The sequence below is a fragment of the Mesorhizobium sp. 1M-11 genome, from assembly GCF_001303895.1.
Taxonomy (GTDB): domain Bacteria; phylum Pseudomonadota; class Alphaproteobacteria; order Rhizobiales; family Rhizobiaceae; genus Mesorhizobium.
Map to the genome: position 1 here is coordinate 89,135 of NZ_LJSD01000033.1, position 26,265 is coordinate 115,399.

Annotated in this window: 27 protein-coding genes; 8 read left to right on the top strand and 19 right to left on the bottom strand. The window is 62.1% G+C overall.

Annotated features, from left to right (window positions below; translation table 11 throughout):
- Positions 1-241: 241 nt before the first annotated feature.
- Together dnaG and AO692_RS14130 are read right to left on the bottom strand one after the other, a co-directional pair.
- Positions 242-2,173 (bottom strand): DNA primase, encoded by a 1,932-nt coding sequence (gene dnaG / locus AO692_RS14125; RefSeq protein WP_054310751.1) that lies wholly within the window; start codon positions 2,171-2,173, stop codon positions 242-244.
- A gap of 132 nt (positions 2,174-2,305) precedes the next feature.
- The gene (locus AO692_RS14130) at positions 2,306-2,740 is read right to left on the bottom strand and encodes an RcnB family protein (protein ID WP_054310687.1); all 435 of its coding nucleotides are present in this window, start codon (positions 2,738-2,740) and stop codon (positions 2,306-2,308) included.
- Between the two features lie 460 nt (positions 2,741-3,200).
- Here AO692_RS14130 and AO692_RS14135 point away from each other — a divergent pair, with 460 nt between their 5' ends.
- The gene (locus AO692_RS14135) at positions 3,201-4,865 is read left to right on the top strand and encodes a Na/Pi cotransporter family protein (protein WP_054310752.1); all 1,665 of its coding nucleotides are present in this window, start codon (positions 3,201-3,203) and stop codon (positions 4,863-4,865) included.
- 107 nt (positions 4,866-4,972) lie between these two features.
- Entirely contained in the window at positions 4,973-6,160 is a 1,188-nt protein-coding gene (locus AO692_RS14140; protein ID WP_054310688.1) for an MFS transporter, read from the top strand.
- An 18-nt stretch (positions 6,161-6,178) separates the two neighbouring features.
- Here the strand turns inward: AO692_RS14140 and AO692_RS14145 are convergent, their stop codons facing one another.
- Together AO692_RS14145 and AO692_RS14150 are read right to left on the bottom strand one after the other, a co-directional pair.
- The gene (locus tag AO692_RS14145) at positions 6,179-6,877 is read right to left on the bottom strand and encodes an isoprenylcysteine carboxylmethyltransferase family protein (RefSeq protein WP_054310689.1); all 699 of its coding nucleotides are present in this window, start codon (positions 6,875-6,877) and stop codon (positions 6,179-6,181) included.
- Positions 6,878-6,886: 9 nt separating this feature from the next.
- Positions 6,887-7,321 carry a hypothetical protein gene (locus tag AO692_RS14150; protein WP_054310753.1) on the bottom strand — a complete coding sequence of 145 codons (435 nt, stop codon included), beginning with the start codon at positions 7,319-7,321 and terminating at the stop codon, positions 6,887-6,889.
- A 117-nt stretch (positions 7,322-7,438) separates the two neighbouring features.
- On the opposite strand from AO692_RS14150, the gene AO692_RS14155 reads away from it, so the two are divergent.
- Positions 7,439-7,903 carry a hypothetical protein gene (locus AO692_RS14155; protein WP_152979834.1) on the top strand — a complete coding sequence of 155 codons (465 nt, stop codon included), beginning with the start codon at positions 7,439-7,441 and terminating at the stop codon, positions 7,901-7,903.
- Positions 7,904-7,911: 8 nt separating this feature from the next.
- On the opposite strand, the gene AO692_RS14160 is transcribed toward AO692_RS14155, so the two are convergent.
- The 7 genes from AO692_RS14160 to AO692_RS14190 all read right to left on the bottom strand — a co-directional run bounded on the left by AO692_RS14160 (position 7,912) and on the right by AO692_RS14190 (position 13,951).
- Complete coding sequence (locus AO692_RS14160) at positions 7,912-9,351, bottom strand: TRAP transporter large permease (protein ID WP_054310691.1); 1,440 nt, start codon at positions 9,349-9,351, stop codon at positions 7,912-7,914.
- Positions 9,348-9,851, bottom strand: coding sequence for a TRAP transporter small permease (locus AO692_RS14165; protein ID WP_054310692.1), 504 nt, complete (start codon positions 9,849-9,851; stop codon positions 9,348-9,350). Before AO692_RS14165 ends, AO692_RS14160 begins: the two co-directional genes overlap by 4 nt.
- A gap of 151 nt (positions 9,852-10,002) precedes the next feature.
- Positions 10,003-11,058, bottom strand: a complete 1,056-nt coding sequence (locus AO692_RS14170) for a TRAP transporter substrate-binding protein (protein ID WP_054310693.1) — start codon at positions 11,056-11,058, stop codon at positions 10,003-10,005.
- A gap of 195 nt (positions 11,059-11,253) precedes the next feature.
- Positions 11,254-11,736 (bottom strand): GNAT family N-acetyltransferase, encoded by a 483-nt coding sequence (locus tag AO692_RS14175; RefSeq protein ID WP_082407372.1) that lies wholly within the window; start codon positions 11,734-11,736, stop codon positions 11,254-11,256.
- A gap of 12 nt (positions 11,737-11,748) precedes the next feature.
- Positions 11,749-12,987, bottom strand: a complete 1,239-nt coding sequence (locus AO692_RS14180; protein ID WP_054310695.1) for an RNA polymerase sigma factor — start codon at positions 12,985-12,987, stop codon at positions 11,749-11,751.
- Positions 12,988-13,362, bottom strand: a complete 375-nt coding sequence (locus tag AO692_RS14185) for a YciI family protein (protein WP_054310696.1) — start codon at positions 13,360-13,362, stop codon at positions 12,988-12,990.
- Positions 13,363-13,501: 139 nt separating this feature from the next.
- Complete coding sequence (locus AO692_RS14190; protein WP_054310697.1) at positions 13,502-13,951, bottom strand: GatB/YqeY domain-containing protein; 450 nt, start codon at positions 13,949-13,951, stop codon at positions 13,502-13,504.
- Positions 13,952-14,193: 242 nt separating this feature from the next.
- Here AO692_RS14190 and carA point away from each other — a divergent pair, with 242 nt between their 5' ends.
- The gene (gene carA / locus AO692_RS14195; RefSeq protein ID WP_054310698.1) at positions 14,194-15,396 is read left to right on the top strand and encodes a glutamine-hydrolyzing carbamoyl-phosphate synthase small subunit; all 1,203 of its coding nucleotides are present in this window, start codon (positions 14,194-14,196) and stop codon (positions 15,394-15,396) included.
- A gap of 49 nt (positions 15,397-15,445) precedes the next feature.
- Here carA and AO692_RS14200 read toward each other — a convergent pair whose 3' ends face one another.
- Both AO692_RS14200 and AO692_RS14205 read right to left on the bottom strand, forming a co-directional pair.
- Positions 15,446-16,714, bottom strand: a complete 1,269-nt coding sequence (locus AO692_RS14200) for a TCR/Tet family MFS transporter (protein ID WP_054310699.1) — start codon at positions 16,712-16,714, stop codon at positions 15,446-15,448.
- A gap of 199 nt (positions 16,715-16,913) precedes the next feature.
- On the bottom strand, positions 16,914-17,846 hold the full coding sequence (locus AO692_RS14205; protein WP_054310700.1) for a neutral zinc metallopeptidase: 933 nt from the start codon (positions 17,844-17,846) through the stop codon (positions 16,914-16,916).
- A 225-nt stretch (positions 17,847-18,071) separates the two neighbouring features.
- Between AO692_RS14205 and AO692_RS14210 the strand changes: the two genes are divergently transcribed.
- Positions 18,072-18,962, top strand: a complete 891-nt coding sequence (locus AO692_RS14210; RefSeq protein WP_054310701.1) for a polysaccharide deacetylase family protein — start codon at positions 18,072-18,074, stop codon at positions 18,960-18,962.
- A 6-nt stretch (positions 18,963-18,968) separates the two neighbouring features.
- Here AO692_RS14210 and mntR read toward each other — a convergent pair whose 3' ends face one another.
- Positions 18,969-19,424: a manganese-binding transcriptional regulator MntR gene (mntR, locus tag AO692_RS14215; RefSeq protein ID WP_054310702.1), complete on the bottom strand. Its 456-nt coding sequence runs from the start codon at positions 19,422-19,424 to the stop codon at positions 18,969-18,971.
- Positions 19,425-19,731: 307 nt separating this feature from the next.
- On the opposite strand from mntR, the gene AO692_RS14220 reads away from it, so the two are divergent.
- Positions 19,732-21,072, top strand: coding sequence for an Nramp family divalent metal transporter (locus AO692_RS14220; protein WP_244483364.1), 1,341 nt, complete (start codon positions 19,732-19,734; stop codon positions 21,070-21,072).
- 90 nt (positions 21,073-21,162) lie between these two features.
- A complete protein-coding gene (locus AO692_RS14225; protein WP_054310704.1) occupies positions 21,163-22,038 on the top strand; it encodes a protein-L-isoaspartate O-methyltransferase in 876 nt (291 codons plus the stop codon).
- A 3-nt stretch (positions 22,039-22,041) separates the two neighbouring features.
- On the opposite strand, the gene AO692_RS14230 is transcribed toward AO692_RS14225, so the two are convergent.
- Positions 22,042-23,217: an MFS transporter gene (locus AO692_RS14230; RefSeq protein ID WP_054310705.1), complete on the bottom strand. Its 1,176-nt coding sequence runs from the start codon at positions 23,215-23,217 to the stop codon at positions 22,042-22,044.
- 250 nt (positions 23,218-23,467) lie between these two features.
- Here AO692_RS14230 and AO692_RS14235 point away from each other — a divergent pair, with 250 nt between their 5' ends.
- Positions 23,468-23,821 (top strand): helix-turn-helix domain-containing protein, encoded by a 354-nt coding sequence (locus AO692_RS14235; RefSeq protein ID WP_054310706.1) that lies wholly within the window; start codon positions 23,468-23,470, stop codon positions 23,819-23,821.
- Between the two features lie 75 nt (positions 23,822-23,896).
- On the opposite strand, the gene AO692_RS14240 is transcribed toward AO692_RS14235, so the two are convergent.
- From AO692_RS14240 to AO692_RS14255, 4 genes are all read right to left on the bottom strand, one after another.
- Complete coding sequence (locus AO692_RS14240; protein ID WP_161808071.1) at positions 23,897-24,943, bottom strand: extracellular solute-binding protein; 1,047 nt, start codon at positions 24,941-24,943, stop codon at positions 23,897-23,899.
- A gap of 121 nt (positions 24,944-25,064) precedes the next feature.
- On the bottom strand, positions 25,065-25,385 hold the full coding sequence (locus AO692_RS14245; RefSeq protein ID WP_054310708.1) for a hypothetical protein: 321 nt from the start codon (positions 25,383-25,385) through the stop codon (positions 25,065-25,067).
- Positions 25,386-25,482: 97 nt separating this feature from the next.
- The gene (locus AO692_RS14250) at positions 25,483-25,755 is read right to left on the bottom strand and encodes a hypothetical protein (protein WP_054310709.1); all 273 of its coding nucleotides are present in this window, start codon (positions 25,753-25,755) and stop codon (positions 25,483-25,485) included.
- Positions 25,756-25,870: 115 nt separating this feature from the next.
- A complete protein-coding gene (locus tag AO692_RS14255; RefSeq protein WP_054310710.1) occupies positions 25,871-26,068 on the bottom strand; it encodes a hypothetical protein in 198 nt (65 codons plus the stop codon).
- Positions 26,069-26,265 lie beyond the last annotated feature (197 nt).

Here is a 26,265-nt window from a genome sequence, read left to right on the forward strand (position 1 = left end):
CGCTCGTTCACAAGCGCGTCTGCCAAGCCAGTACCTGCTTCTCACTTAACTCCAGATTAACCCTGATATCTGTGGCGGGCTTCCCTTCCCGTCCAGTGCATACATCGTCATTTAGCGCCGATGCTGGGCATGGGTTAACGTTTCGAATCGTCCTGATTCCGTCATTCTGCCAGAAGGTCAAGCGCCTCTCGCATGATTCGCCTTAAAAAAGCGAATCAATTAGGCGCGCCTGATTGGTTGGCTATGCCCTGCCCGCCCGGCCGGAAGATATGCCAAACCCTTCGATCAATGCCTCTGTTGCCTGCACGTCGCGGAACTGCGCCTGGATCTCGACCAGATGCCGGTAATTCTCTTCGGTGGGATCGCTGGCGAGCGCCGCTTCGGCCTGCTTCAGCTCCCTATGTAATGTGCGTTGGCTGCGGTGCAAGTGCAGCACCTGGTTGAAGGCGTCGCGCGCATCGTCAATCGCCGCGCTTTCCAGCGCCGGCCACTGCCTGGTGCGTCGGATCAGTGCCACCGCGCGCTCCCACACTTCCCGGCAGCCGGTTCGGTCGATCACCTCGATGATGGTGTCGCGGTCGCTGGCCTGGTCGTGCGCCAGCGCATCGAGCAATGCGGCGTGCAGCCGGCGCAGGTCACTGTTGGCGAGATCGAGGAACTCCACATATTCGAAATTCTCGTCGATCAGCGCCGGATGGTTGACGAGCGCCACCACCACGGTCGCCTCGCGCACCGACATCACCTCGCCAGTGCGCTTCACCAGCGCCGAGCGGCCAAGGCTCTCGGTGATCGCACTGCGCCCTGCAGCGGCCGCCCCGCGTGACCATTGCCCGCCCTGCCGGCCACCTTGCCCTCGTTCGCCCGGACGTGACGGGCGCGTGCTACGTTGCGGTGCAAAGAAACTCTGCACGCGCTCGCGCATCTCCTGTTGATAGTGATAGCGCACACTTTCATCGCGGATGCGGCTGGTGATCTCGCGCAGCGTCTTTTCGAGTTCGGCACGGCGCTCCGGCGTCTCGAAGACTTTGCCCCCGGTCTCACGCATCCAGATCAGGTCCGCCAGCGGCCGTGCTTCGGCAAGCACCGCCCGGAAGGCGTCCGGTCCATCAGCCTTGACCAGGTCGTCGGGGTCCTTGCCTTCGGGCAGAAGCGCAAAGCGTGCGGTGCGCCCGGACTGGATTGACGGCAGGATCAGGTCGGCGGCCCGCCATGCGGCTTTGAGGCCGGCGCCATCGCCGTCGAAACAAAGGATGGGCTCGCCCGACATGCGCCACAGCAATTCCATCTGGTTTTCGGTGAGCGCCGTGCCGAGCGGCGCCACCGCGTTCTCGAAACCGGCCTGCGCCAGCGCGATCACATCCATATAGCCTTCGACGGCGATCACCGTGCCGCCGCGCGCCACGTCCTTGCGGGCACGCGCGAAATTGTAGAGCACGTTACCCTTGTGGAAGAGCTCGGTCTCGGGAGAATTGAGGTATTTCGCCGAAACATCCGCAGACATGGCGCGTCCGCCGAAGGCGATGATGCGCCCGCGCGAATCCGGGATCGGAAACATGATGCGGTCGCGGAACCGATCATAGGAAACCGGAATGTCATCGCCGAACACCACCAGCCCGCAGGCCTCGATCTGCGCCTTCTCGACACCTTTCGAGGCCAGGAATTCCTTCAGTGCGTTGCGGCTGTCCGGCGCGAAACCCAGTCGGAATGACTGCTGCGTCGCGGGCGTCAGGCCACGGTCGCGCAAGTAGGCGCGTGCCTTGGCCCCTTCGGAGCCATGCAGTCGCTCCTGGAAGAAGGCAGTCGCCATTTCCATGACATCGGTCAGGCTGGCCCGCTGTTTTTCACGCTGCTCCGCCTGTTCGTCGCGCGCCGGCATCGGCACGCCGGCCATGTCGGCGATGCGCTCGACCGCTTCGGGGAAACTCATGCCGTCGAGTTCGGTCAGAAAGCGGAAATGATCGCCCGAAACGCCGCAGCCGAAACAGTGGTAGCGCCCCTTCTTGTCCTCGCAATGGAAGGACGGGGTCTTTTCACCGTGGAATGGGCAGCACCCCCAATAGTCGCCGCGCGGTGCGTTCGTCTTCTTCCTGTCCCAGGCCACGCGCTGGCCGATCAGCGAGGAGATCGGCACGCGGTCGCGTATCTCATCGAGGAAGGTTGGGGGAAAGCGCATGGCGATCATATAAGCACGGCCACCCGAACTGGCTATCGCTATCGCTGGCAATGCCCGGTTTTCACAGATGGTATCGGCAAATAAAAAAGGCGGCCCTTGTTGGCCGCCTTTTGTTTGAGAAGAGCTCTCGGCTTAACGCGCGGCAAGCACGCCGGCGATCAAACCGGTCGCAATGCCAACGAGCAGATATTCGTCACCGACACGGATCCACTGCTGGCCGGCGCCCGGGCGACGCAGACCATAGCGATGATAGTCGCGGATGCCCTGGTAGCGTTTCCATTCCCGATAGCGCTGGCCCGACTTCCAGCGCGGCTCGCGCACCACTTCTTTTTCTTTACGGATGATCACCCGCTTTTCGACGGTGCGACGATCGTAGCGTCTGTCATAGCGCCGGTCGCCATGCCGCCGCTCTTCGTAGCGGCGGTCCTTGCGAATCGGCTCCTGCCACTGAACCGCGGTGACATTCGACTGCGGCACGGTGATCGCCGCGGCCGGCGCGGCGAAGCCCTGCAGGGTCGATGCCGCCAGCATCGAAACGGCCATGGCCGAGAGAATAAGACGTTTCATGGTGTAACTCCTCGTTTGTTCGCACAACGGAATAGAGCTCACAACATGAACCAAAACTGAATGTCAGCATTACAATTTCGTAATGAACATAGGCGTTTAGAGGATGTTTCGCACGTTTCTCAATTCACTCCCATCTTCATTCGCTCTTCCGTGAAGCAACCATTTGCAACGCCTGACCGGCTTATGCGTTTCACGTTTCACGATGGCGCCCCGCGCTCCGTTCATGTTCAAATCCGACACCGGCCGCCGCTTGTCGGAGCGTGGTGACGTCAACAGAAATTTATTATCCGGCTAATGTAAGAATCGGCTGTTTTGCCTTATATGTGAACCTCATGACCCGCGCCATTTCAGATCGGGCCGACGCCAGTTTGACGCCACCGGCCACGCATTCATCCACATGCGGATTGCGATGCGCATGCGGATTGCGATGCGCTGCCAATTGTGCGCCGAGGACGTGCCCATGAGCGGCTCGGTCGTTCTTCTGCATCTAACCGGCGCCGTGGCGCTGATGCTGTTTGCCACGCGCATGGTGAAGACCGGGGTCGAGCGCGCCTATGGTGATGTCCTGCGGCTGAAGCTGCGCGGCACGATGAAGAATCCGCTGCTGGCGGTACTGGCAGGCACGGCGCTGGCGATCGCGTTGCAGAGTTCTACCGCCGTCACGCTCCTGGTCGGTTCGTTCGCCGGAGCCGGCATCGTTTCGGGCATGGCGGGGCAGCTTGCCGTGCGCGGCGCCGAGATCGGCTCGGCCGTTGTCGTCAAGCTGCTCACCTTCGATCTCTCGCTGATCGTGCCGATCTGCCTGATCACCGGCACGATCATGTTCATGGCCACCGAGCGGCGCGACTGGCGCCAGATCGGCCGTATCCTGATTGGCGTCGGGCTGCTGCTTTTGTCGCTGGAGATGATCGGCCAGGCTTCCGAGCCGCTGCGCGAAAGCGAGCTGCTGCCCGTCATCATCGATTATTTCAAGGGCGACCCCGTCACCGCCTATCTGCTGGCTGCGCTCGCCACCTGGTTGTTCCAGTCGAGCATCGCGGCCGTGCTTTTGATGACCACGCTGGCAGGACGTGGTTTCATCCCGCCGGAACTCGGCATCGTGCTGGTTCTGGGCGTCAACCTCGGCTCTTCGATCATCGCCCCTCTGCTCACCCGCAATGCCGAGCCAGCCGTGCGCGTCGTGCCGGTCGGCAATCTTCTGATGCGCGGTCTCGGCTCGCTGGTGATGCTGGCGCTGTTTCTCGCCTTCAAGCCGCCGGTGACGTTCCTGGGCAGCACCGGGCCGAACCAGATCGTCAACGCCCATATCCTGTTCAACGTCATCATCCTGCTCGCAGGTCTGCCGCTGGCTGGCCTCGTCTACAATGTCTCCCGGAAAATCGTCGCGCTGGGTGCAAAGAATGCTCCGGCGGATGCCTTCCAGGTGACCGAACTTTCGGCACTGAACGAGGCCGCGCTCAATGTGCCCTCACAGGCGCTGGGCAACGCCACCCGCGAAGTCGTGCGCGTCTGCGAAACCGTCGAGATCATGCTGAAGCGTGTCATCGACCTTTACGAGCAGGCCGACGAAGACAAGATCAGGGCGCTTGCGGCGCTCGATGACCGGGTCGACCAGAAACACGCCGCCATCAAGCTCTATCTCGCCAAGGTCACCAAGAACTCGCTGACCGAAGACGAGGCGTTACGCTGCCAGGAGCTCATCGGCGCCTGCGTCAAGCTCGAGCAGGTCGGCGACATCATCGTGCGCAATATGCTGCCCTTGGTGCGCAAGAAGATGGAGCGTGGGCTGGAGTTCACACCCGAGGGCTGGCGTGAGCTCACCGCTTTCCACGCTTCGGTGCTTGCCAATGCAAGGCTTGCCTTCAACGTGCTGATTTCCAGCGACGCCGAAACCGCGCGCCAGATCGTCGAGGAGAAGGACCGGCTGCGCGACCGTGAGAAGCAGACCAGCCAGGCGCATTTCCTGCGCCTGCGCGACGGCTCGCCCAACAGCATCGAGACCAGCACCATCCATCTCGACACCATCCGCGACCTGAAGCAGATCAACTCGCTGCTCGCCTCCATCGCCTATCCGGTGCTGGAAAAGCGCGGCCTGCTCAGCGATTCCCGGTTGCGGGCAAGCTGACAGTCGCCACTATCCAGAAAAACTAAACCCTGATCCACGATTTCTGGATTGCCTGTCGGGCCTGATCATGTTCAGAGGCCCTTCACAAGGCCTTTTTGAGCAGTGCCATGCCGCTTCCGCTGATTGCCCTTTTCCTTGCCGCCTTTGCTTTCGGCACGACCGAATTCGTCATCGCAGGCGTGCTGCCGCAAGTGGCCGAGGGTTTGAACGTCTCGGTGCCGAGCGCCGGCTACCTCGTTTCCGGCTATGCACTCGGCATCGCGATCGGCGGTCCGTTGCTGACACTTGCTACCTCGAGGGTCTCGCGCAAGACGCTTTTGATAGCACTGGCGGTCGCCTTCACCATCGGCCAGATCGCCTGCGCCGTGGCGCCCGACTTCCTGTCGATGCTGGCACTGCGCATAGCGGTCGCCGTCGCGCACGGCGCCTATTTCGGCGTCGCCATGGTGGTTGCCGTTGGCCTTGTGCGTCCTGAACAGCGCGGCATGGCGATCGCACTCGTCCTGTCCGGCCTCACCGTTTCCAACATCATAGGCGTGCCGGTCGGCACCGCGATCGGCAATCTCTGGGGCTGGCGCGCCACCTTCTGGGTGATGAGCCTGTTGGGTGTGGCCTCCCTTCTGGCAATGGCAGTTCTTATTCCTCGAGCCACCGGGGCTTCCGCGAGACCGGCAGGCCTGGCGCATGAAGTGCGTGCGCTCGGCCGCCAGCAGGTATGGACCTCGCTCATCCTCATGCTGATGCTGATGATGGGCCAGATGACGCTCTACACCTACATCACCCCTTTCCTCGAGGAAGTGACCGGCCTGACCAAGGCGCAGGTGCCATGGGTGCTTCTGCTCAACGGCGTCGGCGCCACCATTGGCGTTTTCGCCGGCGGGCGGTTGGCGGACTGGAAGCTGATGCCGTCGCTCATCACCATGTTCGCGCTGCAAGCGGTGATGCTGACGATCATCTATCTGGTCAGCCCCTACCCGCTGCCGATGGTCGTTGCGATCACGCTGTGGGGAGCACTCAACTTCTCCATCGGCGCACCGATCCAGGCGCGTATCCTGTCCTGGACGGCTGATGCCTCAAACCTCGCCTCGTCGCTGATCCCGTCAGGCTTCAACATCGGCATCGCGCTTGCCTCCTCGGTCGGCGCCGTCGTCCTCAGCGCCGGCTACGGCTATCGCATCCTGCCGGTACTCGGTATTGTCGCCATGGTCGTGGCGTTTGCCGTAGCGGTCATCTCCTTCGCAGCCGAGCGCCGCAGCGGTCTGCGGCCGCCTCGGCCCGCGGCAGCCGCCGAGTAACCGCGGAAAAGCACCTGCCTACCAGACGTGTGGAACCAGCCGATAACGCACGCGACGGCTGTAGTCGTCATAATCGACGAACTGCCGCCGCAGCGCCTTTTCCTCGTTAACCGAACGCCATGCTAAAGCGAGGCTCAGCGCAAGCGAGCCCCAGAGGCCGGCCCAGGAACCGAGCAGCAGCGGCATGCCGAAGAACAGCAGCAGTGCACTCGAATACATCGGATGGCGCACCAGCGCATAGGGTCCGGTATCGATCACCGTCTGGCCTTCCTGGATCTTCACCACAGGTGCCGCGAAACTGTTGACGTTGAAGGTCCAGAAGCAACCCACAAAGTTCGCGAGGATCAAGAGCGCACCCACCACCTGCAGCCAGAGCGGTACGGCAGTGAAGTTCGAACGGGCCGCATCCCATGGCATGAAGGCGAACCACAGGCAGAAGGCGAGCACGAACAGCGAAAGCCAGACCTTGTCCCATCCCTCCTGCCCCTTCTGGATCGGCGAGCTCATCCGTTCGCGCAGCAGTTGCGGACTGCGTCGCGAGAGCCAAGCGATAAGGGCGACACCGCCGCCCCCAAACAGGACGATCATGATCCAACCCGCGGGATAGGCGAGCGTGCCGGCAGCCAGGAAGGTGACCACCGCCATGAAGACCATCCACAGCAACAGCTGCAGATAGTAGCCGACCAGCGTTCTCTGGCCTTTGGCTTGCGATGTCATGTCAGAACCTCATTGTCCCGCGGCGTCGCCACGTGGTGCGGCGATCCAGCCGACATACGTCAGATAAAGCCCCACTAGCGTGAGCAGGCCGAAACCTGCCTGGACCAGACCGAGATGCGGCATCGCGGCTGCCGCGCCATGGTCGATCAATTCCGGTGCCGCCATCAGCACGGCCCCACGTAGCGCCAGGAACCAGCCGAACACCGAAATCAGGATGGCAGCGAGGCTGCGCCAATATTGGTGGAAGGCGATGATGACGAGGCCGCACAGCAGCAAAAGTCCTCCGGTCATCCAGACGACGATCCCGTTCTCGAAGAACCCGGACAGCGTCTGCCCCATCGTCGGCGCGCGGTAGATGATGGCGCCGGTGGCGATCGCCACATAGGGACCGATGACGCGAGCGAACGCCCGCGTGCGCATTTCAGCAACAGATGGGCCTGGCATGGAATGCCTCCTGGAAAGCCGACAGGTGCGGACGAGGCTGCCGCAAGCCGGATTGCCGTAACCGGCCGAACCGGTATACATTTTCAGCAAATCAAGTATATTCGGAAAATGTCGAATATGTCAATTATGGATGGCCCTCGGCAGCGCTTCATTGACGACATCGCCCGGCTTTTCGTGCCCTGGGGCGTGCCGATGACGGCCGCTCGCCTCTATGGCTACATGCTTCTCATGCCCGATGCCGTCGATCTCGACCGCATCGCCGCCGATCTCGAAATCAGCAAGAGCAGCGCCAGCGTCGCCGCGCGCCTGCTCGAGCAATACACGCTCGTCCGCCGCCGCAGCGTGCGGGGCACCAAGCGCATTCTCTACGAGGTTTCCGAGCATTATGAAGAGATGCTGGCCCAGCAGAACCGGCTGCTGGAGGCGCTGGCCAACCAGTTGCTGAAGGGTACGGAGGCCAGCCCTTCGGACAAGGTTCGGTCACGGCTGCGGGATATGGCCCGGGTCAATTTCGCCGCCCGCGATGCGATGGACGAGATGCTGCGTTCCATGAGCGCCAAGCGCGGTGGCGAAACGACCTGAAACGCCCTCTAGTTCAGCAAACGCACCAGCCATAGCGAGAGCATCGGCAAGGCGGTGAGCAGCGCCAACCGGATCACGTCGGCGATCACGAAGGGCATCACCCCTCGATAGGTCCGGGTAATCGGCACGTCGCCGGCGATCTTGTTGATGATGAACACGTTGAGTCCGATCGGCGGCGCGGCAAGCCCGATGCCGACCACAACCAGCACGAGGATGCCGAACCAGATCGCCACATCCTCGGCACTCATGCCGAAATCCAGCGCCAGCACGATCGGCACGAAGACCGGCAGGGTGAGCAGGATCATCGCCAGTTCGTCCATGACCGCGCCCAGCACGATATAGACGAGCAGCATGCCGACCAGCACCGCATAGGGCGCCATGCCGGAATTGCCGATCATCTCGGCAACCGTGGTCGGCATGCGGGTCAATGCCAGGAAGGCGCCGAACACCTCGGCACCGAGCAGGATCAGGAAGATCATGCCGGAGGTCTCCGCCGTCTGCAGCAGTGCCTCGCGCATGTTGCGGATATTGAGCTTGCGCTGCGCCAGCCCGAAGACAAGCATGACGATGACGCCGACCGCGGCGCCCTCCGTCGGGGTGAAGACGCCGCCATAGATGCCGCCCACGACAATGACCGCAACGGCGGCCGCGGGCACCAGTGCGAAATCGGCAACCAGCAGTACCAGTCCGATAGTCGCAGCCAGCACAGCAGCCGTGATGCTGACCAGCCCAAAATAACCGACACCAACGGCGGCCAGTGCGAGCAGGCCACCGGCTGGCCGCGCCCAGGCTGGTTGCGGCAGGCGTTCGACCTCGCGCTCGACCGGCGGCGCAAGCTCCGGCCGGCGCCGAACGACGACGGCAATCGCGATGCAGTAGAAGGCGGCGGCAAGCAGGCCTGGGATGAGAGCCGCCTGGAACAGCTTGGCGATGTTTTGCTCGGCGGTGATGGCATAGATCACCAGGATGACCGAGGGCGGGATGAGAATGCCCAGCGTGCCGCCTGCCGCGATCGTGCCGGTGGCAAGGCCGAGGTCGACGCGGGCCCGGCGCAGTTCCGGCATCGCCGCGCGCCCGAATGTCGCCGTGGTCGCGACCGAGGAACCGCAGATGGCGCCGAAGCCGGTACAGGCGAGAATAACGGCCATGGGCAGGCCGCCACGCGTCTTGCCCAGCCGCCGCTCCGCGGCCTGGAACAGGGTTGCCGCCATGCCCGAACGCTCCGCCAGCGCGCCCATCAGGATGAACAACGGTATGACCGACAGCGTGTAGGAAGCGAACTGCCGGTAGGTGTTGGTCTGCAGATAGTAGAACAGCGCATTCCAGCCGGAGAGGTAGGCGTAGCCGCCTGCCCCGACCACCAGCATGGCGAGCGCGATCGGCATACGGATGGCGATCAGGATCAGCATCGCCGCGAACCCCAGAAGGGCGAGTTCGACGCCGCTCACGCGCGGCCTCCGAACTTCAAGACGGCAACCGCCAGAGCACCGACGAAGGCCACCGCCGCGAGTGCTGCGCAGATGGCGTAGACCGGCCAGATCGGCCAGGAGATCTGCACCATGGTTTCGTTGTATTGGAAGGATTCCTGCGCACCGGAAACCAGCCCCCAGGCAAAGAAGCCGAGGAAGGCGGCAAGTACGAGATCCCAAACGGCGTCGATCGCTGCATTCATCCTGGCCGGCAGTCGCTGCGTGAAGGTATCGACCGCGATGTGGCCGTTGCGCATCTGCGTGTAAGGCAGGAAGGCGAAGACAGCGACGCCGATGCCGATTTCGACGAATTCATAATCGGCGGGGATCGGTTTGTTGAACAGCCAGCGGCCGATCACGCTCGTCGTTACGATGCCCGCCACGATCAGGATCAGGATGCCGCCGGCAATCGCCACGGCCCCCGCTATTCCTTCGACGGCCCGGGCGAAGCGGCCCGACGGCTCGGATTGCGCCTCCATCAAACCTCCCTCTCCCGGATTTACGCCCCGGCAGGTTCCGCAAAAGTGTCTTGCGGTTTTGCGATAAGAACCTGCGATAAAACACACGCCAGGCAGACGATGCGCGAGAAGCCACGCAAGTCCGCTTGGGCGCAATCGGCCATGGCAGGCATCAAGCCGCGCTGTATTTCGTGATCAGCGCCTTGGCTTGCTCGATCATCGCGGCGCCGTCCAGCCCCTTGCCCTTCATGTCCTCGACCCATTTGTCGCGAACGGGTTGGGTCGCCTCGATCCAGCGAGCCTTTTCTTCCTCACTGATCTCGGAGAGCGTGTTCTTGCCGCTGGCCTTCACCTTGGCCGCCACTTCCGTTCCGACATCGTCCCACATCTTGCCTGCAAGCTTGGCAAAGGTCATGCCAGAATTCTTGTCGAGCACTGCCTTCAGGTCATCCGGCAGGCCGGCATAGCGGTCCTTGTTCATGGCGAGGAAGAAGGTGGTGGTATAGAGCGTTGGCGTGCCGGGAACCGAGGTGTGATAGCGGGTCAGTTCGTCGACCTTGATCGAGGGCACGACCTCCCAGGGGATCACGGCGCCGTCGATCACCTTCTGCGCCAGTGCTTCCGGAGTCTGCGGGACGGGCATGGACACCGAAACCGCGCCGAGCGCCGAAAGCGCCTCGCCGGCCAATCGGGTCGGGTTGCGCAGCTTGAGACCGGCGAGATCCTCCATCTTGGCGATCGGCTTGTTGGTGTGGATCAGGCCCTGGTCATGCGCCCAGAAGGACAAGAGCTTGACGTCGGCAGTCTCCTTGGCGAGATGCGCATCGCCATATTCCTGCGCCGCCGGTGCATTGGCGGTTGCCTTGGGTGCCGCAACGAAAGGCAGCTCGAACACTTCCGTCGAAGGGAAGCGTCCGGGCGTGTTGCCGGGCAGAGTCCAGACGATATCGACGACGCCGTTGCGCGCCTGGTCATAAAGCTGCGGCGGCTTGCCGCCGAGCTGCATGGCCGGATAGATCTCGATCTTCAGCTTGTCGCCGCTGTCGGCGGCCACCTGCTTCGCCCACGGCTCCAGCAGCCTGGCATGCACGTTCGAGACCGGCGGCAGGAAGTGATGCAGTTTGAGCGTCACGCTCTCCTGCGCGCGGGCGCCCGTAGAGCCGAGCAGCGCCGGCGCCGCCAGAAGCGAAGCGGAACCCTGCATGAATTTCCGACGCGAGATGGCCATTCCTATCCTCCCTGGAACAGTCGATAGTTAACGCGTTATCTAGAACGTGGAACTTGTGGGCTGGCAGGAGGCTTGTCAAGCAGATCTGCCCCAGGCCAGCGGCCAAAATTTCACAATGTGAAATTGGTAGCGCCCTTGACCACGGAAGCCAATGCCACGAAACGCGTTTCGAACGATCACTTGCCAACAGCCCGATCAATCCCGCAACAGCTGGACCATAACCAACGCCTTGCCAAGCAGGGTTTCTGTCTCGCCTGCCAGCTCGAAACCGCAACGGCGGTAGAAATTCTCGACTTCCAGCGCGGCGACGACCTTCAGCACCGTGGCACCGGACACTCGAGCACGCTGTCTGGCGTCTTCGACCAGTGCCCTGCCGATACCTTGGCCTGCCATTTCCGGCTCGACGAACAGACCGTCGAGTTCCGCTTCCCCGCTACCGGTCGACAGTATGATGGCGAAGCCCGCTACCTTGCCATCGACTTCGGCAACCACGGCGGAACCGTCCCGAAGATGCTCGGCAGACAGATGCACGATGCTTCGGTCCTGAAGCAGGGCACCCCGATAGGCCGGATGCACCAGTGAGGCCCGCCACTGCAACTCTTCGAGTGCTGGGCGCTCGGCGGGACCCGCATGGCGCAGGACCATGAAGGGCCGTTTCGACGCTGTTTTCTCTGCCATAGCGATACCAGCTCAGCTGCCCTCGATTTCGGCCAGTCGCGCTTCCAGGAACCGGCGCTCTGCCGGTTGCCGCGCCAATTCCAGCGCACGTCGATAAGAAGCCTTGGCGGGCTCCATCTGCTTGAGCCTGCGTTGCATGTCGGCGCGCGCCGCATACGCCAAGTGGTAGCCGTCGAGACCACCTTCGCCCAGCACCGCTTCCACCGCTGCCAGGCCCGCCGCAGGGCCGTCGCGCATGCCAATGGCGGCAGCGCGGTTGAGGGATGCCACCGGCGAGGGATCGACACGCAACAGCGTGTCGTAAAGGCCGACGATCTGCGCCCAGTCGGTGTCCTCGATGCAAGAAGCGCCGGCATGAACCGACGCGAGCGCCGCCTGCAGCAGGTAAGGCCCAGCCCGGCGCATGGCAAACGCGCGCTCGACAAGGCCAAAGGCCTCCGCGATCAGGTCTCTGTTCCACAGTGAGCGGTCCTGATTTTCCAGCAGAACGAGGTCGCCCGCGGCGTCGATACGCGCCGTCCGCCGGGACTCATGCAGCAACATCAGCGCCAAAAGACCGATCGGCTCCGGTTCATCGAGCAACCCCACCACCAGCCGCCCAAGCCGGATGGCCTCGGTGCCCAGATCGGTCCGGGTCAGCTCCGGCCCTTCGGTCGCCGCATAACCTTCGTTGAAGACGAGATAGATCACCTTCAGCACGCTTTCGATACGAGCCGGCAATTCGGCGCGATCCGGTACCTCATAAGGGATAGCCTCATCGCGGATCTTCGCCTTCGCACGCACGATCCGCTGCGCGATCGTAGGCGCCGGCGCCAGATAGGCGCGTGCAATTTCTTCCGTGGTCAGCCCGCCGACCTCACGCAGTGTCAGCGCGATGCGCGCGTCCGGTGCCAGCGCCGGGTGGCAGCAGGTGAAGATCAGCCTCAATTCGTCGTCGTGGATCGTTTCCGGCAACACGGTTTCCACCGTGGTGTCGGCCAGGGCATTGAGATCCGGTATGGCCGCGGCGAGCCTGGCCTGCCGTCGCCAGCGGTCGATGGTCTTGAAACGCCCCGTCGAGACCAGCCAGGAATAAGGATTGGCTGGCACGCCATCGACTGGCCAGCGCTGCGCGGCGGCGGCAAAGGCCTCATGCAAGGCCTCCTCCGCCGCTTCGAATCCGCCGAGCAGGCGGATCAGCGTTGCCAGCACGCGCCGTTTCTCGCTGCGGTAGACCGCCTCGATGGTGGCGCGTGCTTCGGCTTCCGTCACTCAGAGATCATCCAGGGTGGGAGGCGGCGTCGAGAAATCCACCGCAGGCCGCACCTCGATCGAGCCGATACGGGCCAGCGGATGGGTGCTGGCCACCCGTGCCGCTTCGTTGAGGTCGCGGGCGTCGATGGCGATGATGCCGCCAAGCATCTCGCGGGTTTCCATGAACGGCCCGTCGGTGGACGACATCTTGCCGTCGCGCACCTGTACGGTCATGGCGCTGCTCGGCAGTTCGAGTGCCTCGCCGGCAACGAAATGGCCGCTTTCCTTCAGCTTCTCGTCATGGTTGGCGCACTCGGCAAGCGCGGCATTGGATTCGGCGCTGCCATCGAACAGCTTCTTGGCATCATAGTAGATCAGGCAGATATAGCGCACGGGTCATCTCCTTGCGGTGTGTTGTTGACGCCCCTTGTCGAATGGCTCGACACGGATTCGACATCGCCCGAAAAATTTTCTCGAAAAAGTTCCGGTCCTCCGGAAGGCGCTCGAACCGCCGCCTTCCTGCAACAGGCTGCTAACCCAGCAGCCCCTTCACCACGCCGCTCGCCTTGCCGAAATCCATCTGCCCGGCGAATTTTTCGCGCAACGCGGCCATCACCTTGCCCATGTCCTTCACGCCGGCTGCACCCATCTCGGCAATGACGGCGCGGATCGCCGTTTCCGTCTCGGCGGCATCCATCTGCCTGGGCAGGAAGTCGCGGATGATGGCGATCTCGGCGCGCTCATTGGCCGCGAGTTCCGGCCGGTCACCATCCTCGAAGGCCTTGGCCGATTCCTCACGCTGCTTCACCATCTTGGCGAGGATCTGCAGGATCTCGTCGTCGCTGGCAGCATCCTTGGCATTGCCGCGGTTGGCGATGTCGCGATCCTTGATCGCCGACTGGATCAGCCGCAGCGTGGTGAGCCGCGGCTTGTCGCCCGCCTTCATGGCTGCCTTGACCTCTTCGGTGACCTTCTCACGCATCGTTTTTCTCCTTGGTTTGACCTGATAAATGGCATTTCAGCCGAAATCACAAGCTTGCGGCACGAATCCCACCCTGGCGTGCCTTGCGGCGATTGACCCTGCCCGCCCGTTCACTTATGGGAAGGCCTTGCAACCAAACTGGTTACATGGATTGGCGTGGGCAAAGCTGCCCGGCGCTTTTTGGCGCGCAATCTGAAACCGGAACGGTTGCTTCTTGTCCGCCTCTTGATGGAGAGCCCGCCATGGCCGCGACCACCCCCTGGACCACCGAAAAGCCGACCGCCCTTCTGGTTCTGGCGGATGGCACGGTCATCGAAGGGCGCGGCCTTGGCGCTACCGGCTCGGCCGTCGCCGAAGTCTGTTTCAACACCGCGCTCACCGGCTACGAGGAAATTCTGACCGACCCCTCCTATGCCGGCCAGATCGTCACCTTCACCTTCCCGCATATCGGCAATGTCGGTACCAATGACGAGGACATCGAGGATTTGAACCCGGCGGTGCGCGCCGGCGCCGTTGGCGCCATCTTCAAGGCCGACGTGACCGACCCGTCCAGTTTCCGCGCCGCCGGCCATCTCGACCAGTGGCTCAAGCGTCGCGGCATCGTCGCCCTTTCCGGCATCGACACGCGCGCGCTCACCGCGTTGATCCGCGAGAAAGGCATGCCCAATGCGGTCATCGCGCACGCCCCTGACGGCAAATTCGATATCGCTGACCTGAAGCGCCGCGCCGCCGCGTGGTCGGGTCTCGTCGGCCTCGACCTCGCCAAGGAAGTCACTTCCGGCCAGTCTTCGGTCTGGAAGGAAACACCCTGGGCCTGGAATGAGGGGTATGGTGAACAGGCCGAGCCCACCATGCATGTGGTGGCGATCGACTACGGTGTGAAGCGCAACATCCTGCGCCTGCTCGCCGGCCTAGGCGCCAAGGTCACCGTGGTGCCGGCCAAGACAGGCGTCGAGGAGATTCTGGCCATGAAACCGGATGGCATCTTCCTGTCCAACGGCCCTGGCGATCCGGCCGCCACCGGCGAATATGCCGTCCCGGTCATCCAGGGGCTGCTCAAGACCGATATCCCGGTGTTCGGCATCTGCCTCGGCCACCAGATGCTGGCGCTGGCGCTCGGCGGCAAGACCGAGAAGATGCACCAAGGCCACCACGGCGCCAACCATCCGGTCAAGGATCACACCACCGGCAAGGTCGAGATCGTCTCGATGAACCACGGCTTCGCGGTCGACTCCAAGTCACTGCCGGAAGGCGTTGAAGAGACTCATATTTCGTTGTTCGACGGCTCGAACTGCGGCATCACGCTGAAGGGTCGTCCGGTCTTTTCCGTGCAGCACCATCCGGAAGCCTCGCCGGGTCCACAGGATTCGCACTATCTGTTCCGCCGCTTCGCCAACCTGATCCGCGCCAAGAAGGGCGAACCGGCGCTGGCCGAACGGGCTTAACGTCTCAACTTCGATAAATGAAAAGGCGGCCTCAGCCGCCTTTTTCGTTTCAATGACCACCAGCAGCCCCTTCCTGGGCGTGCATCTGTTCGACCTCCTTCGGCGTCGGTTTCGCCACCTTGGTGACGAAGACAAGCACCGACATGGCCAGGAAGAATGCAGCCAGCAGATAGGGAGCGCCGCCGAACAACACCGGAGCGTTCGGCCCGGTGAACCACGAGAAGATCGCCGTATAGAGCAAGGGCGTGATGATCGAGGTGATCGAGAAGATCGAGGTCATCGCACCTTGCAATTCACCCTGTGCAGAAGGCGGCACCTTGGCGGCGGCAAGACTGCGCAGCGGCGGATCCGCGAGCGCCTCCAGGCAGCCGGCCACGATGACGGCGTAGATCATCCAGCCCTGCATGGCGAAGGAATAGCCAATGGCGCTTGCGGCCGTGAAGGACAGTCCGATCGCGGCTGTCTTCCACTCGCCAAGTGCGGGAATGACACGCGGCAGGATCGTCGCCATGACGATAGCCCCGCACAATCCGAAAGCGCCGAGCGAAAAGCCGATCTGCTGCTCGCTCCAGCCATAGCGATAGGTGGAGACGAACGACCAAACCGCCGGATAGACCATATGGCCGAGCGTCATCAGGAAGAACACCAGTCCGATCCAGCCGATGCCTTCATAATTGCGCATCTGCATGAGCGTGCCGACCGGATTGGCACGTTTCCACTCGAAGCGGCGGCGATGTCTCTTGTCCAGCGTTTCCGGCAGCAGGAAATACCCGATGATAAAATTGAGAAGGGCAAGTCCGGCAGCGAAATAGAACGGCACGCGCGGCCCGAATGTGCCGAGCAGACCGCCGAGCACAGGACCGATGACGAAGCCGACGCCGAAGGCGATGCCGAGCAGGCCGAAATTCTTGGCCCTGTTCTCATCGGTCGAGATGTCGGCGATGAAGGCCGAAGTGGTCGAGTAACTGGCACCGGAAATACCGGCAAGCACCCGCCCGATGAACAGCATCGGATAGGACCAGGCGATGGCGCAGATCAGGTTGTCGATCGAAAAGGTCAGCACCGAGGCAAGCAGCACCGGGCGACGGCCGAAGCGATCGCTGAGGCCGCCGATGATCGGCGCAAACACGAACTGCATGGCGGCATAGACGAAGAACAGCCAGCCGCCCTCGATGGCCGCCTCGCTCACACCAACGCCGGTCAGTTCCTGCAGATAGGCCGGCAGCACCGGCATGATGATGCCGAAGCCGATAATGTCGAGCAAAAGGGTGGTGAAGACGAGGATCAGGCCTCGTCTGGCGGTCTTGGCTTCCAACATGATGGCACGTCCCTCATCCGCCTCGTTACGGCGGGACGGCTCTTATAGGGGAAGCTTGCCATAAGAACAATGAAAGAACGGGCACTTGGTCTCTCTCCTGACAGCAGCCGTCAGGAGAAGGGCCGTTTTGTGAAGTAATGTTCTCTCGTCTTCCCTTCCATGCCGCGAGACCGGCACCTGGTGCCGCCTCGACGCCATGTCAGATCGGATTGTTGAAGGTGTCGCAGGACGACAGCTTGCCCGAATCGAAGCCGGCCTTGAACCAGCGCTGGCGCTGCGCCGAGGTGCCGTGGTTGAAGCTTTCCGGCACGACATAGCCCTGCATCTTCTTCTGCAGCGTGTCGTCGCCGATCTGCTTGGCCGCATTCAATGCCTCTTCCAGATCACCCTGCTCCAGAATGCCCTTCTGCGCGGTGAAACGGCCCCAGACACCGGCGAAGCAATCGGCCTGCAGTTCGACCCGCATCGACATCTGGTTGGCGTCGGCCTCGCTCATGCGCTGCCGCATCTGGTTGAACTTGGGCAGTACACCGGTGAGATTCTGCACATGGTGGCCGACCTCATGCGCGATCACATAAGCCTCGGCAAAGTCGCCGGAAGCGCCGAACTGCCGCGACAGCTGATCGAAGAAGGCCGTGTCCAGATAGACCTTATGGTCGCCCGGGCAGTAGAACGGCCCTGACGCAGAACTGGCAAAGCCGCAGGCGGAACGGATCTGACCGGAGAACAGCACGAGCTTCGGCTGCTCGTAGGTCAGGCCATTGGCCTGGAAAACACCGGTCCAGACGTCTTCCGTTTCGGCCAGGATGGTCGCGACGAACTGCTTCATCTCGTCATTGGCTTGTGCACTCTGGCCTGGCTGGTCGGATTGGCTGATCTGACTGTTGTCGCCGGGCAGCAAGCTGCCGCCACCGCCGCCCAGCACCTGGATCGGATCGATGCCGAGGAACTTCAGCCCGAAATAGAGCACCACGAGAATGATGATGGTCGACAGGCCGCCACCACCGGCACGGCCACCGATCGGGATGCGGAACTGGCCAGGTCCGCCCCCAAGACCGCCCGGCAAACCGCCGCCGCCGCTGCTGCGGTTGTCCTCGATGTTGTCACTCTGCCGGCGACCCTTCCAGAGCATGGCAACTCCTCGCATAGACTAGCCTCGGCCGCCTGGCCGAACATGATCAGTGTTATCGCAACGGTTGCGGCAAGTCACAGGATTTTTCGTTCTGCAAGCACGCTTGCCGGACCACGAAATCTCCTCCTGTGACCGTCAAAACGCCAGCCAGAACAACCGTTTGTAAACCATTCAGTAACCATAATCGCAATAAAACCACCACATTCTCAAGGGGATAGCTTGGCTGTGGTTTCGTTTGGACGCCGTCTGGCGCGTGTCTTCACTTTTGTCTTCATCGTTGCAACGAGCGCTGCCTGCGGTACCACCAGCCACAATATGGCGGGCGGTGAGACCAGGCTCGCCTTCGTCGCCGAACCAACGCAAACAGCAACCAGGGATGCCGGCGCCACCCCTCCGCTATCCTTTGGCGGCCTCGCCGGCCGCACGGTGACGGTCGACAGCGTCTCAGACCTCAGGCTGCGCAAGCACGAAGTGGCTCTGACCTTCGATGATGGCCCGGTGCCTGGCCGCACGCACGCCGTGCTCGACGCGCTCGACAAGGCCGGCGTGAAAGCGACCTTCCTGATGGTCGGTCAGATGGCGCATGCCTATCCCAGGCTGGTGCGCGAAGTGGCCATGCGCGGCCACACCATCGGCACCCATACGCAGAGCCATGCCAATCTCACACAGGTCAGCACGCCAAACGCCGAAGCACAGATCAACAGTGGTATGAAGAACGTCTCGGATGCATTGGTGCCGACACGTTATCGCGCCGCGCCCTTCTTCCGTTTCCCTTACCTGGCCTCAACGCCACGGCAGCGTCGGCAACTGGCGGCGCGCGGCATCACCGTCATCGACGCCGACATCGATTCCAAGGACTATTTCCAGTCGAGTACCGAACAGTTGCGCCAGCGCACGCTCGCCCGTGTCGAAGCGCGTGGTTCCGGCATCATCCTGATGCACGATATCCATGCGCGCACCGGCAAGATGCTGCCGGCCCTGCTGGCAGATCTCAAGGAGCGTGGCTACAAGGTGGTTCGCCTGGTGCCCGGCGGTCGCGCCGAAAACCTCTTGGTGTCTTCGCTCACCCACAACATGAGCGCCGGCTATCCAGCACCGAAGACCATGCGGAACTGAGCCGTCCTACAATCCCTTCGCCATGGCGCGCTGGAATGCCTCCAGCGTTTCGGCGCTGACATGGTGCTCGATGCCCTCGGCATCAATGCGGGCGGTTTCGGCACTCACGCCGAGTGCGCGCAGGAAAGCTTCCACCGTCTGGTGACGGATACGGCTCTCGTCGGCAACCTTGCGCCCCGCTTCCGTCAGGAACACGCCGCGATAGGGCTTTCGCGAAACCAACCCATCGGCGCACAGTCGGGTCAGCATCTTGGCCACAGTCGGTTGGGCCACGCCAAGCCGGGCGGCGATGTCGACCTGGCGTGCTTCGTTACCGTCCTCGATCAGGTCGGCGATCAGTTCGACATAGTCTTCCACCAGCGCGCTGCGGCGCGCTTCGCGGGTGTGCCGAAACCCTTCTGAATGCACCTCCGCGTCCGGCAACGGCTCGTCGCGCGGGACTGATCGTGGTCTCGACGCCAATCGCTTCTCCTTGACATGCAGACTGCCGGTTCAACCAGCGTTCTGCTTTTATAGCACAGGCTCTGATTTTTCAGCGCCTTTTCTATTTTCGTTCGAAAGGTCGAAAAAATCCGCCGTTTCAGCGCGCGCCGTATCGCCCGAAGCACCTTCCAAGCCGCCTTTAGGCGAAAATCGAGATGCGATCAAAAAGCCGAGACAATAAAATATAGCATATTGCATAATGTTGAGCGACGGCATAAATTTGGGTTGCTAGACAATCCGCAATCCAGCAGGACTTCGCATGCAAGACGCCGACGTCGCCGAAACCATGCCCTCCGGAAAGGCCTTCTTCCGGTCGATGGGCGACGGCCGACCGAGCCTGCCGGAAGTCAACTCCTCCATCGCCGTGCCCACCACCGGCACCTGGCTTCGCCGCCTGTTCGCCTTCATGGGTCCCGGTTATATGGTCTCGGTTGGCTATATGGACCCGGGCAACTGGGCCACTGACCTCGCGGGCGGCGCGCAGTTCGGCTACACGCTGCTCTTCGTCATCATGCTGTCCAACCTCATGGCGATCCTCCTGCAGGCACTGGCCGCTCGCCTCGGCATCGCTACAAGCCGCGACCTCGCCCAAGCCTGCCGCGCCTATTATCCCAAGCCCGTGGCCTACGCCTTGTGGGTGGCCTGCGAGCTCGCCATCATTGCCTGCGACCTCGCCGAAGTGATCGGCACGGCCATCGCGCTCAATCTTTTGTTCGGCATTCCGCTCATTGGCGGCGCGCTCATCACCGCGCTCGATGCTTTCCTGGTGCTATTGTTGATGAACAAGGGCTTCCGCTATCTCGAAGCCTTCGTAATCGCCCTGCTCATCATCATCTTCGGCTGCTTTGCCATCCAGATCTTCGCGGCATCGCCTGAGCCGGGTTCGATCCTGCACGGCCTGTTCGTGCCGTCGTCCGAGATCGTCACCAATCCGGCCATGCTCTACATCGCCATGGGCATCATCGGCGCCACCGTGATGCCGCATAATCTTTATCTGCACTCTTCCATTGTGCAGACCCGCGCCTATCCGCGCACCGAATCCGGCAAACGCGACGCCATCAAATGGGCGACGCTGGATTCCACCATCGCGCTGATGCTGGCGCTGTTCGTCAATGCCGCCATCCTCATCGTCTCGGCAGTCGCCTTCCACGGCAGCGGCAACCAGAATGTCGCCGAGATCGGACAAGCCTATGAGCTGCTGTCGCCACTGCTTGGTCTCGGCATCGCCTCTACCCTGTTCGCCATCGCCTTGCTCGCTTCGGGCCTCAACTCGACGGTGACAGCGACCCTGGCCGGCCAGATCGTGATGGAGGGTTTCCTTCATCTGCGCATCCCGCAATGGGCTCGCCGTCTGCTCACCCGTGGCCTCGCCATCATCCCTGTGGTGATCGTCACGGCGCTCTATGGCGAAAAAGGCACGGCGGAACTGCTGGTGCTCAGCCAGGTCATCCTGTCGATGCAGCTCCCCTTCGCGGTGATCCCGCTGGTCCACTTCGTATCGGACCGCAACAAAATGGGCTCATTCGCCATCCCCAGGGGAGTAGCGATCCTGGCTTGGGTGGTAGCGGCGGTGATCGTCGGTCTGAACCTAAAGCTGCTCTATGACACCTTCACCGGTCTCGTTTGAGGCAGTCGCCACACGGCTGTCCAAGAAATCGGCTATGTTGCGGCAGTGCTGATATTGTGTCCGCGCCGCCGCAAGGTTTTCTAAGTATCCATGAGCCGTGTCGCCGAAGCCCGTCGTTTTTACGCCCGCCTGCTGGCCTCGCATGCCGGAGCGCAAGATCCGCGCCTCGAGGAGGCCTTTGCCGCGATACCGCGCGAAGCCTTCCTTGGTCCCGGCCCCTGGACGGTGATCACCACCCCTTGGACGGCGCGCAACGGTCGAAACACGGTCGAGACGCCAAGCGCAGATCCGGTCCATATCTATCAGAACCAACTGGTGGCGCTGGATCGCGATAAAGGCATCAACAACGGCGAACCGCTGCTGCACGCCATGTGGATGACGAAAATAGCGCCAAAACCGGGCGAACATGTCACCCATATCGGCGCCGGCACCGGCTATTACAGCGCCATCCTGTCCAGGCTCGTGGAGCCTGGCGGCAAGGTAACGGCCTACGAATATGAGGCCCATCTTGCCGCTCGTGCCGTCGACAATCTTGCCGGTTACACGAACGTGACTGTCATCCACGGTGACGCCGTGCGCGAAGAATTGCCGCCGTCGGACGTCATATACGTCAATGCCGGCGCCATTGCCCCGCCCGTTTCCTGGCTGCAGGCGCTGAAACCGGGAGGCCGGCTGGTCTTTCCCTGGCGGCCGGTGGAAAAGGTCGGTCTTGCGGTCATGGTGACGCGGCAGGAAAAGGGCTTTGCCTGTCAGCCCTTCATGCGCTCTTGGTTTATCCCCTGCATCGGCGCCTCGCATCCGGACACCACTCCCGGTGCAACCGTCAAGGTGCCGACTTCCGCCCAAGCCAAGCGCAGCCGTTCCGTGTTTCTGACCAGACAGAAGGCTCCGGACGCAACCGCCATCGCTATCTTCGGCGATGTCTGGTTCTCGTCGCGAAGCCTTGATCCCCGAAAGTCGGCCTGACCCCTATTCGGCTGGCATGGCCACCGGCCGTGCGGCGCGCTGGCTGAGCAGCAGCACGCCAAGGCCGGCGATAGGAAACAGGGCCGCCGCGATACCGAGATCGGCCGTGCCGCCATATTGCAGAACCAGACCGCCAACGACCGCGCCCAGCGCCACACCGAGATAGAGCGCCGACGCGTTGAGCGAGAGCACGATGGGAGCAGCATCCGGTGCCAGTTTGACGATGCGGCTGGCCTGCGCCGGCGGGAAAGCCCAGCCGATCAGGCCCCAGGCAGCGACCAACACGAACAGCACAGGCCCTGCGAACGGATGCGGCAGCAAAGGCACCGCCGAGATCAACGCCAGAACGATGGTGACCAGCCCGAACGACCACGCGACGGTACGCGTCGCGCCGAAGCGGTCCGCCATCTGGCCGCCGGTGATGTTGCCGGCGACGGCGCCGACGCCGAAGGCAAGCAGCAAACCAGGCAGGGCGATCTCACTCAGACCGGCCCCTTCGATCGCCAGTGGCGCAATGTAGGAGAAGACCGTGAAAGCGCCGGTCAGGATCAGCAGGGTCTGGACGAGGATCGGCAGCACGCCGGGACGCAACGCTGCCCGCAATCGTTCCCGAAGCGGCAATCGCGTACCGATCAGCCCACGTGGCAGGCGCCAGGCCAACACCAGTCCCGCCAGCGCGCCGAGCGCCGCCACCGCGAAGAAGGTGCCGCGCCAGCCGGCGAAGGTTCCCAAAAGCGCGCCGAGCGGCGCGCCGACCGCCACCGCGACGGTGGTGCCGCCGACCACGACGGAAATCGCACGGGCGCGGTGATGGGCGTCGACCAGCGACACCGCCGTTGCCTGTGCCGTTGCGGCGAACAGCCCTGACGCCAGAGCCATCACGATGCGCGCGGCAAGCAACACTGCGAAGGAAGACGAAAGCCCGGCCACGACATTGCCGAACACGAAGAATGCCAGCGTCCACAGGATGATGCGACGACGGTCCCAATCGCCGGTCAGTGTCGCCAGAACCGGCGCGCCAACCGCATAGGCCAGCGCAAAGGCGGTGATCAGCACACCCGCCACCGGCACTGAGATGCCGGCATCAGCCGCAATCTCCGGCAGCAGGGCGGAAATGACGAAACCCTCGGTCGAGATGGTGAACGAACCGAGCGCAAGCCAATAGAGGCGCTTGTCCATGGGAAATCCTTAGTTCAAAGATTATTGAACAATTGAACTTGCTTTGGCGATTTGTCAATCGCCCGCGACGAGGCTTTGTTCAAAAAACATTGAATATTTGAACAAGGGTTGGCTGTTTTTCAATTCCATGGCACAAGGTTCCTGCCAGCCTCATGTCAGTGGACCGTCGAAGCGCACGGTTTGCCGGCGCATTGAACCAGGCCGAAAACGGCCCTACCTTGAGCGCATGTCCCCTATTGAGCGCGTGTCTATGACCCTGCCGCACCCGACCACCGATCAGATCAGCCTGCCGCTGGTGCTCTCCGTGCTTGGCGACCCGACCAGGCTGGCCATCGTCGCCCACCTCGCCCATCGCGAAGGCGGCAAGGGACGGATGAACTGCAGTCAATTCCTGGCGCTGGGATCAAAGACCAATCTCAGCTACCACCTTGCCAAGCTGCGCGAGGCGGGGGTCACCCGAACCGAAGTGGTCGGCACCCAGCGCTTCCTCACGCTGCGCCGCGAGGACCTCGACCAACGCTTCCCCGGCCTGCTCGACAGCATCGTTGCCGGCGTCGAATTCGCAGCAATCCCCAAGATAGAGGAATCGGTCGAAATGGCGTGAAAAACGCCTTTCGTCTCACCTTCGCGACCCGTGAAACTATTTTGCAAGGCGTTTCGAGAAGGCATCTAAAGGCGGCTACGCCTTGAACAGCTCGTTGTAGATGCCGACCCATTTCTTCAGCGGCTCACCCGCATCCGCAGGCGTCAGCATCCTGTATTTGAAGTCTGCGGTAACAGGGCTGGTTCCCGGCTCCTTGGGTGGAACGCGCGGATCGGCGGGCGGATAACCCGCCTCGCGAACCAGTTCTTGCCCTTCTTGCGAGCACAGATATTCGATGAACAGCCTGGCTGCATTCGGATGCGGCGCGTTCTTGGCAAGGAAGATGGCTCCAAGATGCCCCACGAACGGTTCGGTTCTCGCGGCCTTGACCGGAGCTCCCTTCGCCTGGCTGATATAGGTCTGGTGATTATAGATCATCAGCCCGATCGGATACTGACCGGCAATGACGTTATCCAGAACCACGCGCTGGTTGCCGGCAACGTTGACGATCCTCTGCTTCGAGAGCTTCTTCAGATATTCCATGCCCTTTTCGTCGCCCATGACGTTCAACACATTGGCGATGAAACCGGCTGGGCCTGATAACGCGGGCGTATCGGCCCAGGCCATCCTGCCTTCCCATTTCGGATCGAGCAGGTCCTCATAGCTCTTGGGCGCTTCGTCCTCGCTGACAAGATCGGTGTTGTAGCCGGTGGTCAGATAGATCGAATAGATGGCAGTGTAGTAGCCGTCCTTGTCCTTCATATCTGGCGAGAACGACGCGGCATTGGACGGCCGGAACTGACCGACAAGGCCGGAGGCCAGCAAGGGCGGAAAGACGGCGCCTGATGAGTCGAACAGGTCGGCCAGGTTTTGGCCGGCATTCGCCTCACTTCGCATGCGCAGCACGGTCTCTGCCTCGGTGACCGAGGTAAACCGCACATCGATGCCGTAGCGCTGCTTGAATCCAGCCGCCACTGGCCGTACCAGCTGATTGACCACGATGCCCGTATACCAGGTGATGCTACCCTCTTCGCGGGCCCGCGCGACAAGCGCCTCATCCGGCTCCGCGAAGGCTCTTCCGCCCATTGCGCTGACTGTCAGCGCCGATGTCGCCGTGACCAGCAATTCGCGTCTCGTAAGCATCGCAACTCCCTCTTGCGTTGGCATAACGCCGGGGAATTGTCGGTCCGGTGAAATCTCCACGTCAAAGGAGTTTAGCTGGCTGTACCGGTGAGATTTACTCATCTCACCGTTGTTTGGACCACTATTGCTCGGGAATTATGAACGGAGGGAACCGCAGCGAATCCGCTCCGCATTTGTGCCAGGTCATTTCGGCGCTCGCCTGATCCTTCTTGCCAAGACACCAGTTCCGCTCGTTTAGCGCCGCACCATAGACCGATCGCGAAAGGCATGCCGCCGCGACCTTGACATCTCCACCGGGGGCACCGCGGCAGGTTGAATTGCTCTCCTTCCAGAGCGTGATCAGTTCCTCAGGCGTTTCGGACGCGTCGGGAAACTGCATGTCCTCGGCCTGCGCGGCCCATGTGGAGAGCAGGCCGGCAACAGCGATGGCAAGCAGTCTCATGATCGGTCTCCGTTGCTGTGCCCGCCGGAAAGTACCATGTCACGGGATCTGGCCCGGACAAAGAGGCACGCTGCACATCAGCTTGCGGCGAGATCAGCTATCGGGAAGAAACGTTTATCTCTTCCACCTCAGGGGCGATCGGGAACGGATTGACCGAATAGGAGTTCGAAGTCAGGCCGCTGCCGGTGCGAATGATGATGCGCTCTTCCTTGAACCGCTCGAAGGTGGCGCGGGAAATCCGCATCGATTTGCCCCTGGAATCGGCAGCGGCGACTTTGTTCGACCAGGGAAAATAGGTGATGGTCGCGACACGCTTGAGAAAGCGCTTTTCCTTGTCGCTCAGCTCGATTGAAATGCCTGCTCCACCCATGTCGCGACAATACGAACAAGCCGGAATTTGTCCAGCAGGACGAGAGACGGGCATGCCTGCCTCAAACCACGCAGTATGCTGCTCTTCCTGGTTGAGGGCAGCCGGCCTGAATGTGCTATTTGGCAACAGCCAGGACGATGGCGATTATGATAAGAAGTGGACCCATCCACTTGAAATGCTTGATAAGATGGCTCCACCACGCCGGCTGCCCGGGATTGGCCTGAATCGGAAACGCAAGCAGCCCGAATCCGATCCCGGACATCCAGAGCCCAACACAGAACATGATGAACTGGTCGATGTAGTCGGCGACCATTTTGCGCTCCCGTTCCAACCATTGCCAAAACAACGGAAGGCAACTTCGCTTGAAAATCAAGGGAGGGGTCGTTGGGCGCGACCGGGACCTGAAATACTCGACTATGGCTTACGCATTTCATCCCGTCGAACCGGCCGGTGGAGCCGTATGGTTCACGCACCACTGTACTGGCCTCCGCAACAATACAGATTGTCGGA

Coding starts and splice junctions, on each gene's coding strand:
- dnaG (WP_054310751.1), bottom strand. CDS start 2,173: ATGCGCTTTCCCCCAACCTTCCTCGATGAGATACGCGACCGCGTGCCG.
- AO692_RS14130 (WP_054310687.1), bottom strand. CDS start 2,740: ATGAAACGTCTTATTCTCTCGGCCATGGCCGTTTCGATGCTGGCGGCA.
- AO692_RS14135 (WP_054310752.1), top strand. CDS start 3,201: ATGAGCGGCTCGGTCGTTCTTCTGCATCTAACCGGCGCCGTGGCGCTG.
- AO692_RS14140 (WP_054310688.1), top strand. CDS start 4,973: ATGCCGCTTCCGCTGATTGCCCTTTTCCTTGCCGCCTTTGCTTTCGGC.
- AO692_RS14145 (WP_054310689.1), bottom strand. CDS start 6,877: ATGACATCGCAAGCCAAAGGCCAGAGAACGCTGGTCGGCTACTATCTG.
- AO692_RS14150 (WP_054310753.1), bottom strand. CDS start 7,321: ATGCCAGGCCCATCTGTTGCTGAAATGCGCACGCGGGCGTTCGCTCGC.
- AO692_RS14155 (WP_152979834.1), top strand. CDS start 7,439: ATGTCAATTATGGATGGCCCTCGGCAGCGCTTCATTGACGACATCGCC.
- AO692_RS14165 (WP_054310692.1), bottom strand. CDS start 9,851: ATGGAGGCGCAATCCGAGCCGTCGGGCCGCTTCGCCCGGGCCGTCGAA.
- AO692_RS14170 (WP_054310693.1), bottom strand. CDS start 11,058: ATGGCCATCTCGCGTCGGAAATTCATGCAGGGTTCCGCTTCGCTTCTG.
- AO692_RS14175 (WP_082407372.1), bottom strand. CDS start 11,736: ATGGCAGAGAAAACAGCGTCGAAACGGCCCTTCATGGTCCTGCGCCAT.
- AO692_RS14190 (WP_054310697.1), bottom strand. CDS start 13,951: ATGCGTGAGAAGGTCACCGAAGAGGTCAAGGCAGCCATGAAGGCGGGC.
- carA (WP_054310698.1), top strand. CDS start 14,194: ATGGCCGCGACCACCCCCTGGACCACCGAAAAGCCGACCGCCCTTCTG.
- AO692_RS14200 (WP_054310699.1), bottom strand. CDS start 16,714: ATGTTGGAAGCCAAGACCGCCAGACGAGGCCTGATCCTCGTCTTCACC.
- AO692_RS14205 (WP_054310700.1), bottom strand. CDS start 17,846: ATGCTCTGGAAGGGTCGCCGGCAGAGTGACAACATCGAGGACAACCGC.
- AO692_RS14220 (WP_244483364.1), top strand. CDS start 19,732: ATGCCCTCCGGAAAGGCCTTCTTCCGGTCGATGGGCGACGGCCGACCG.
- AO692_RS14225 (WP_054310704.1), top strand. CDS start 21,163: ATGAGCCGTGTCGCCGAAGCCCGTCGTTTTTACGCCCGCCTGCTGGCC.
- AO692_RS14230 (WP_054310705.1), bottom strand. CDS start 23,217: ATGGACAAGCGCCTCTATTGGCTTGCGCTCGGTTCGTTCACCATCTCG.
- AO692_RS14235 (WP_054310706.1), top strand. CDS start 23,468: ATGACCCTGCCGCACCCGACCACCGATCAGATCAGCCTGCCGCTGGTG.
- AO692_RS14240 (WP_161808071.1), bottom strand. CDS start 24,943: ATGCTTACGAGACGCGAATTGCTGGTCACGGCGACATCGGCGCTGACA.
- AO692_RS14245 (WP_054310708.1), bottom strand. CDS start 25,385: ATGAGACTGCTTGCCATCGCTGTTGCCGGCCTGCTCTCCACATGGGCC.
- AO692_RS14250 (WP_054310709.1), bottom strand. CDS start 25,755: ATGGGTGGAGCAGGCATTTCAATCGAGCTGAGCGACAAGGAAAAGCGC.
- AO692_RS14255 (WP_054310710.1), bottom strand. CDS start 26,068: ATGGTCGCCGACTACATCGACCAGTTCATCATGTTCTGTGTTGGGCTC.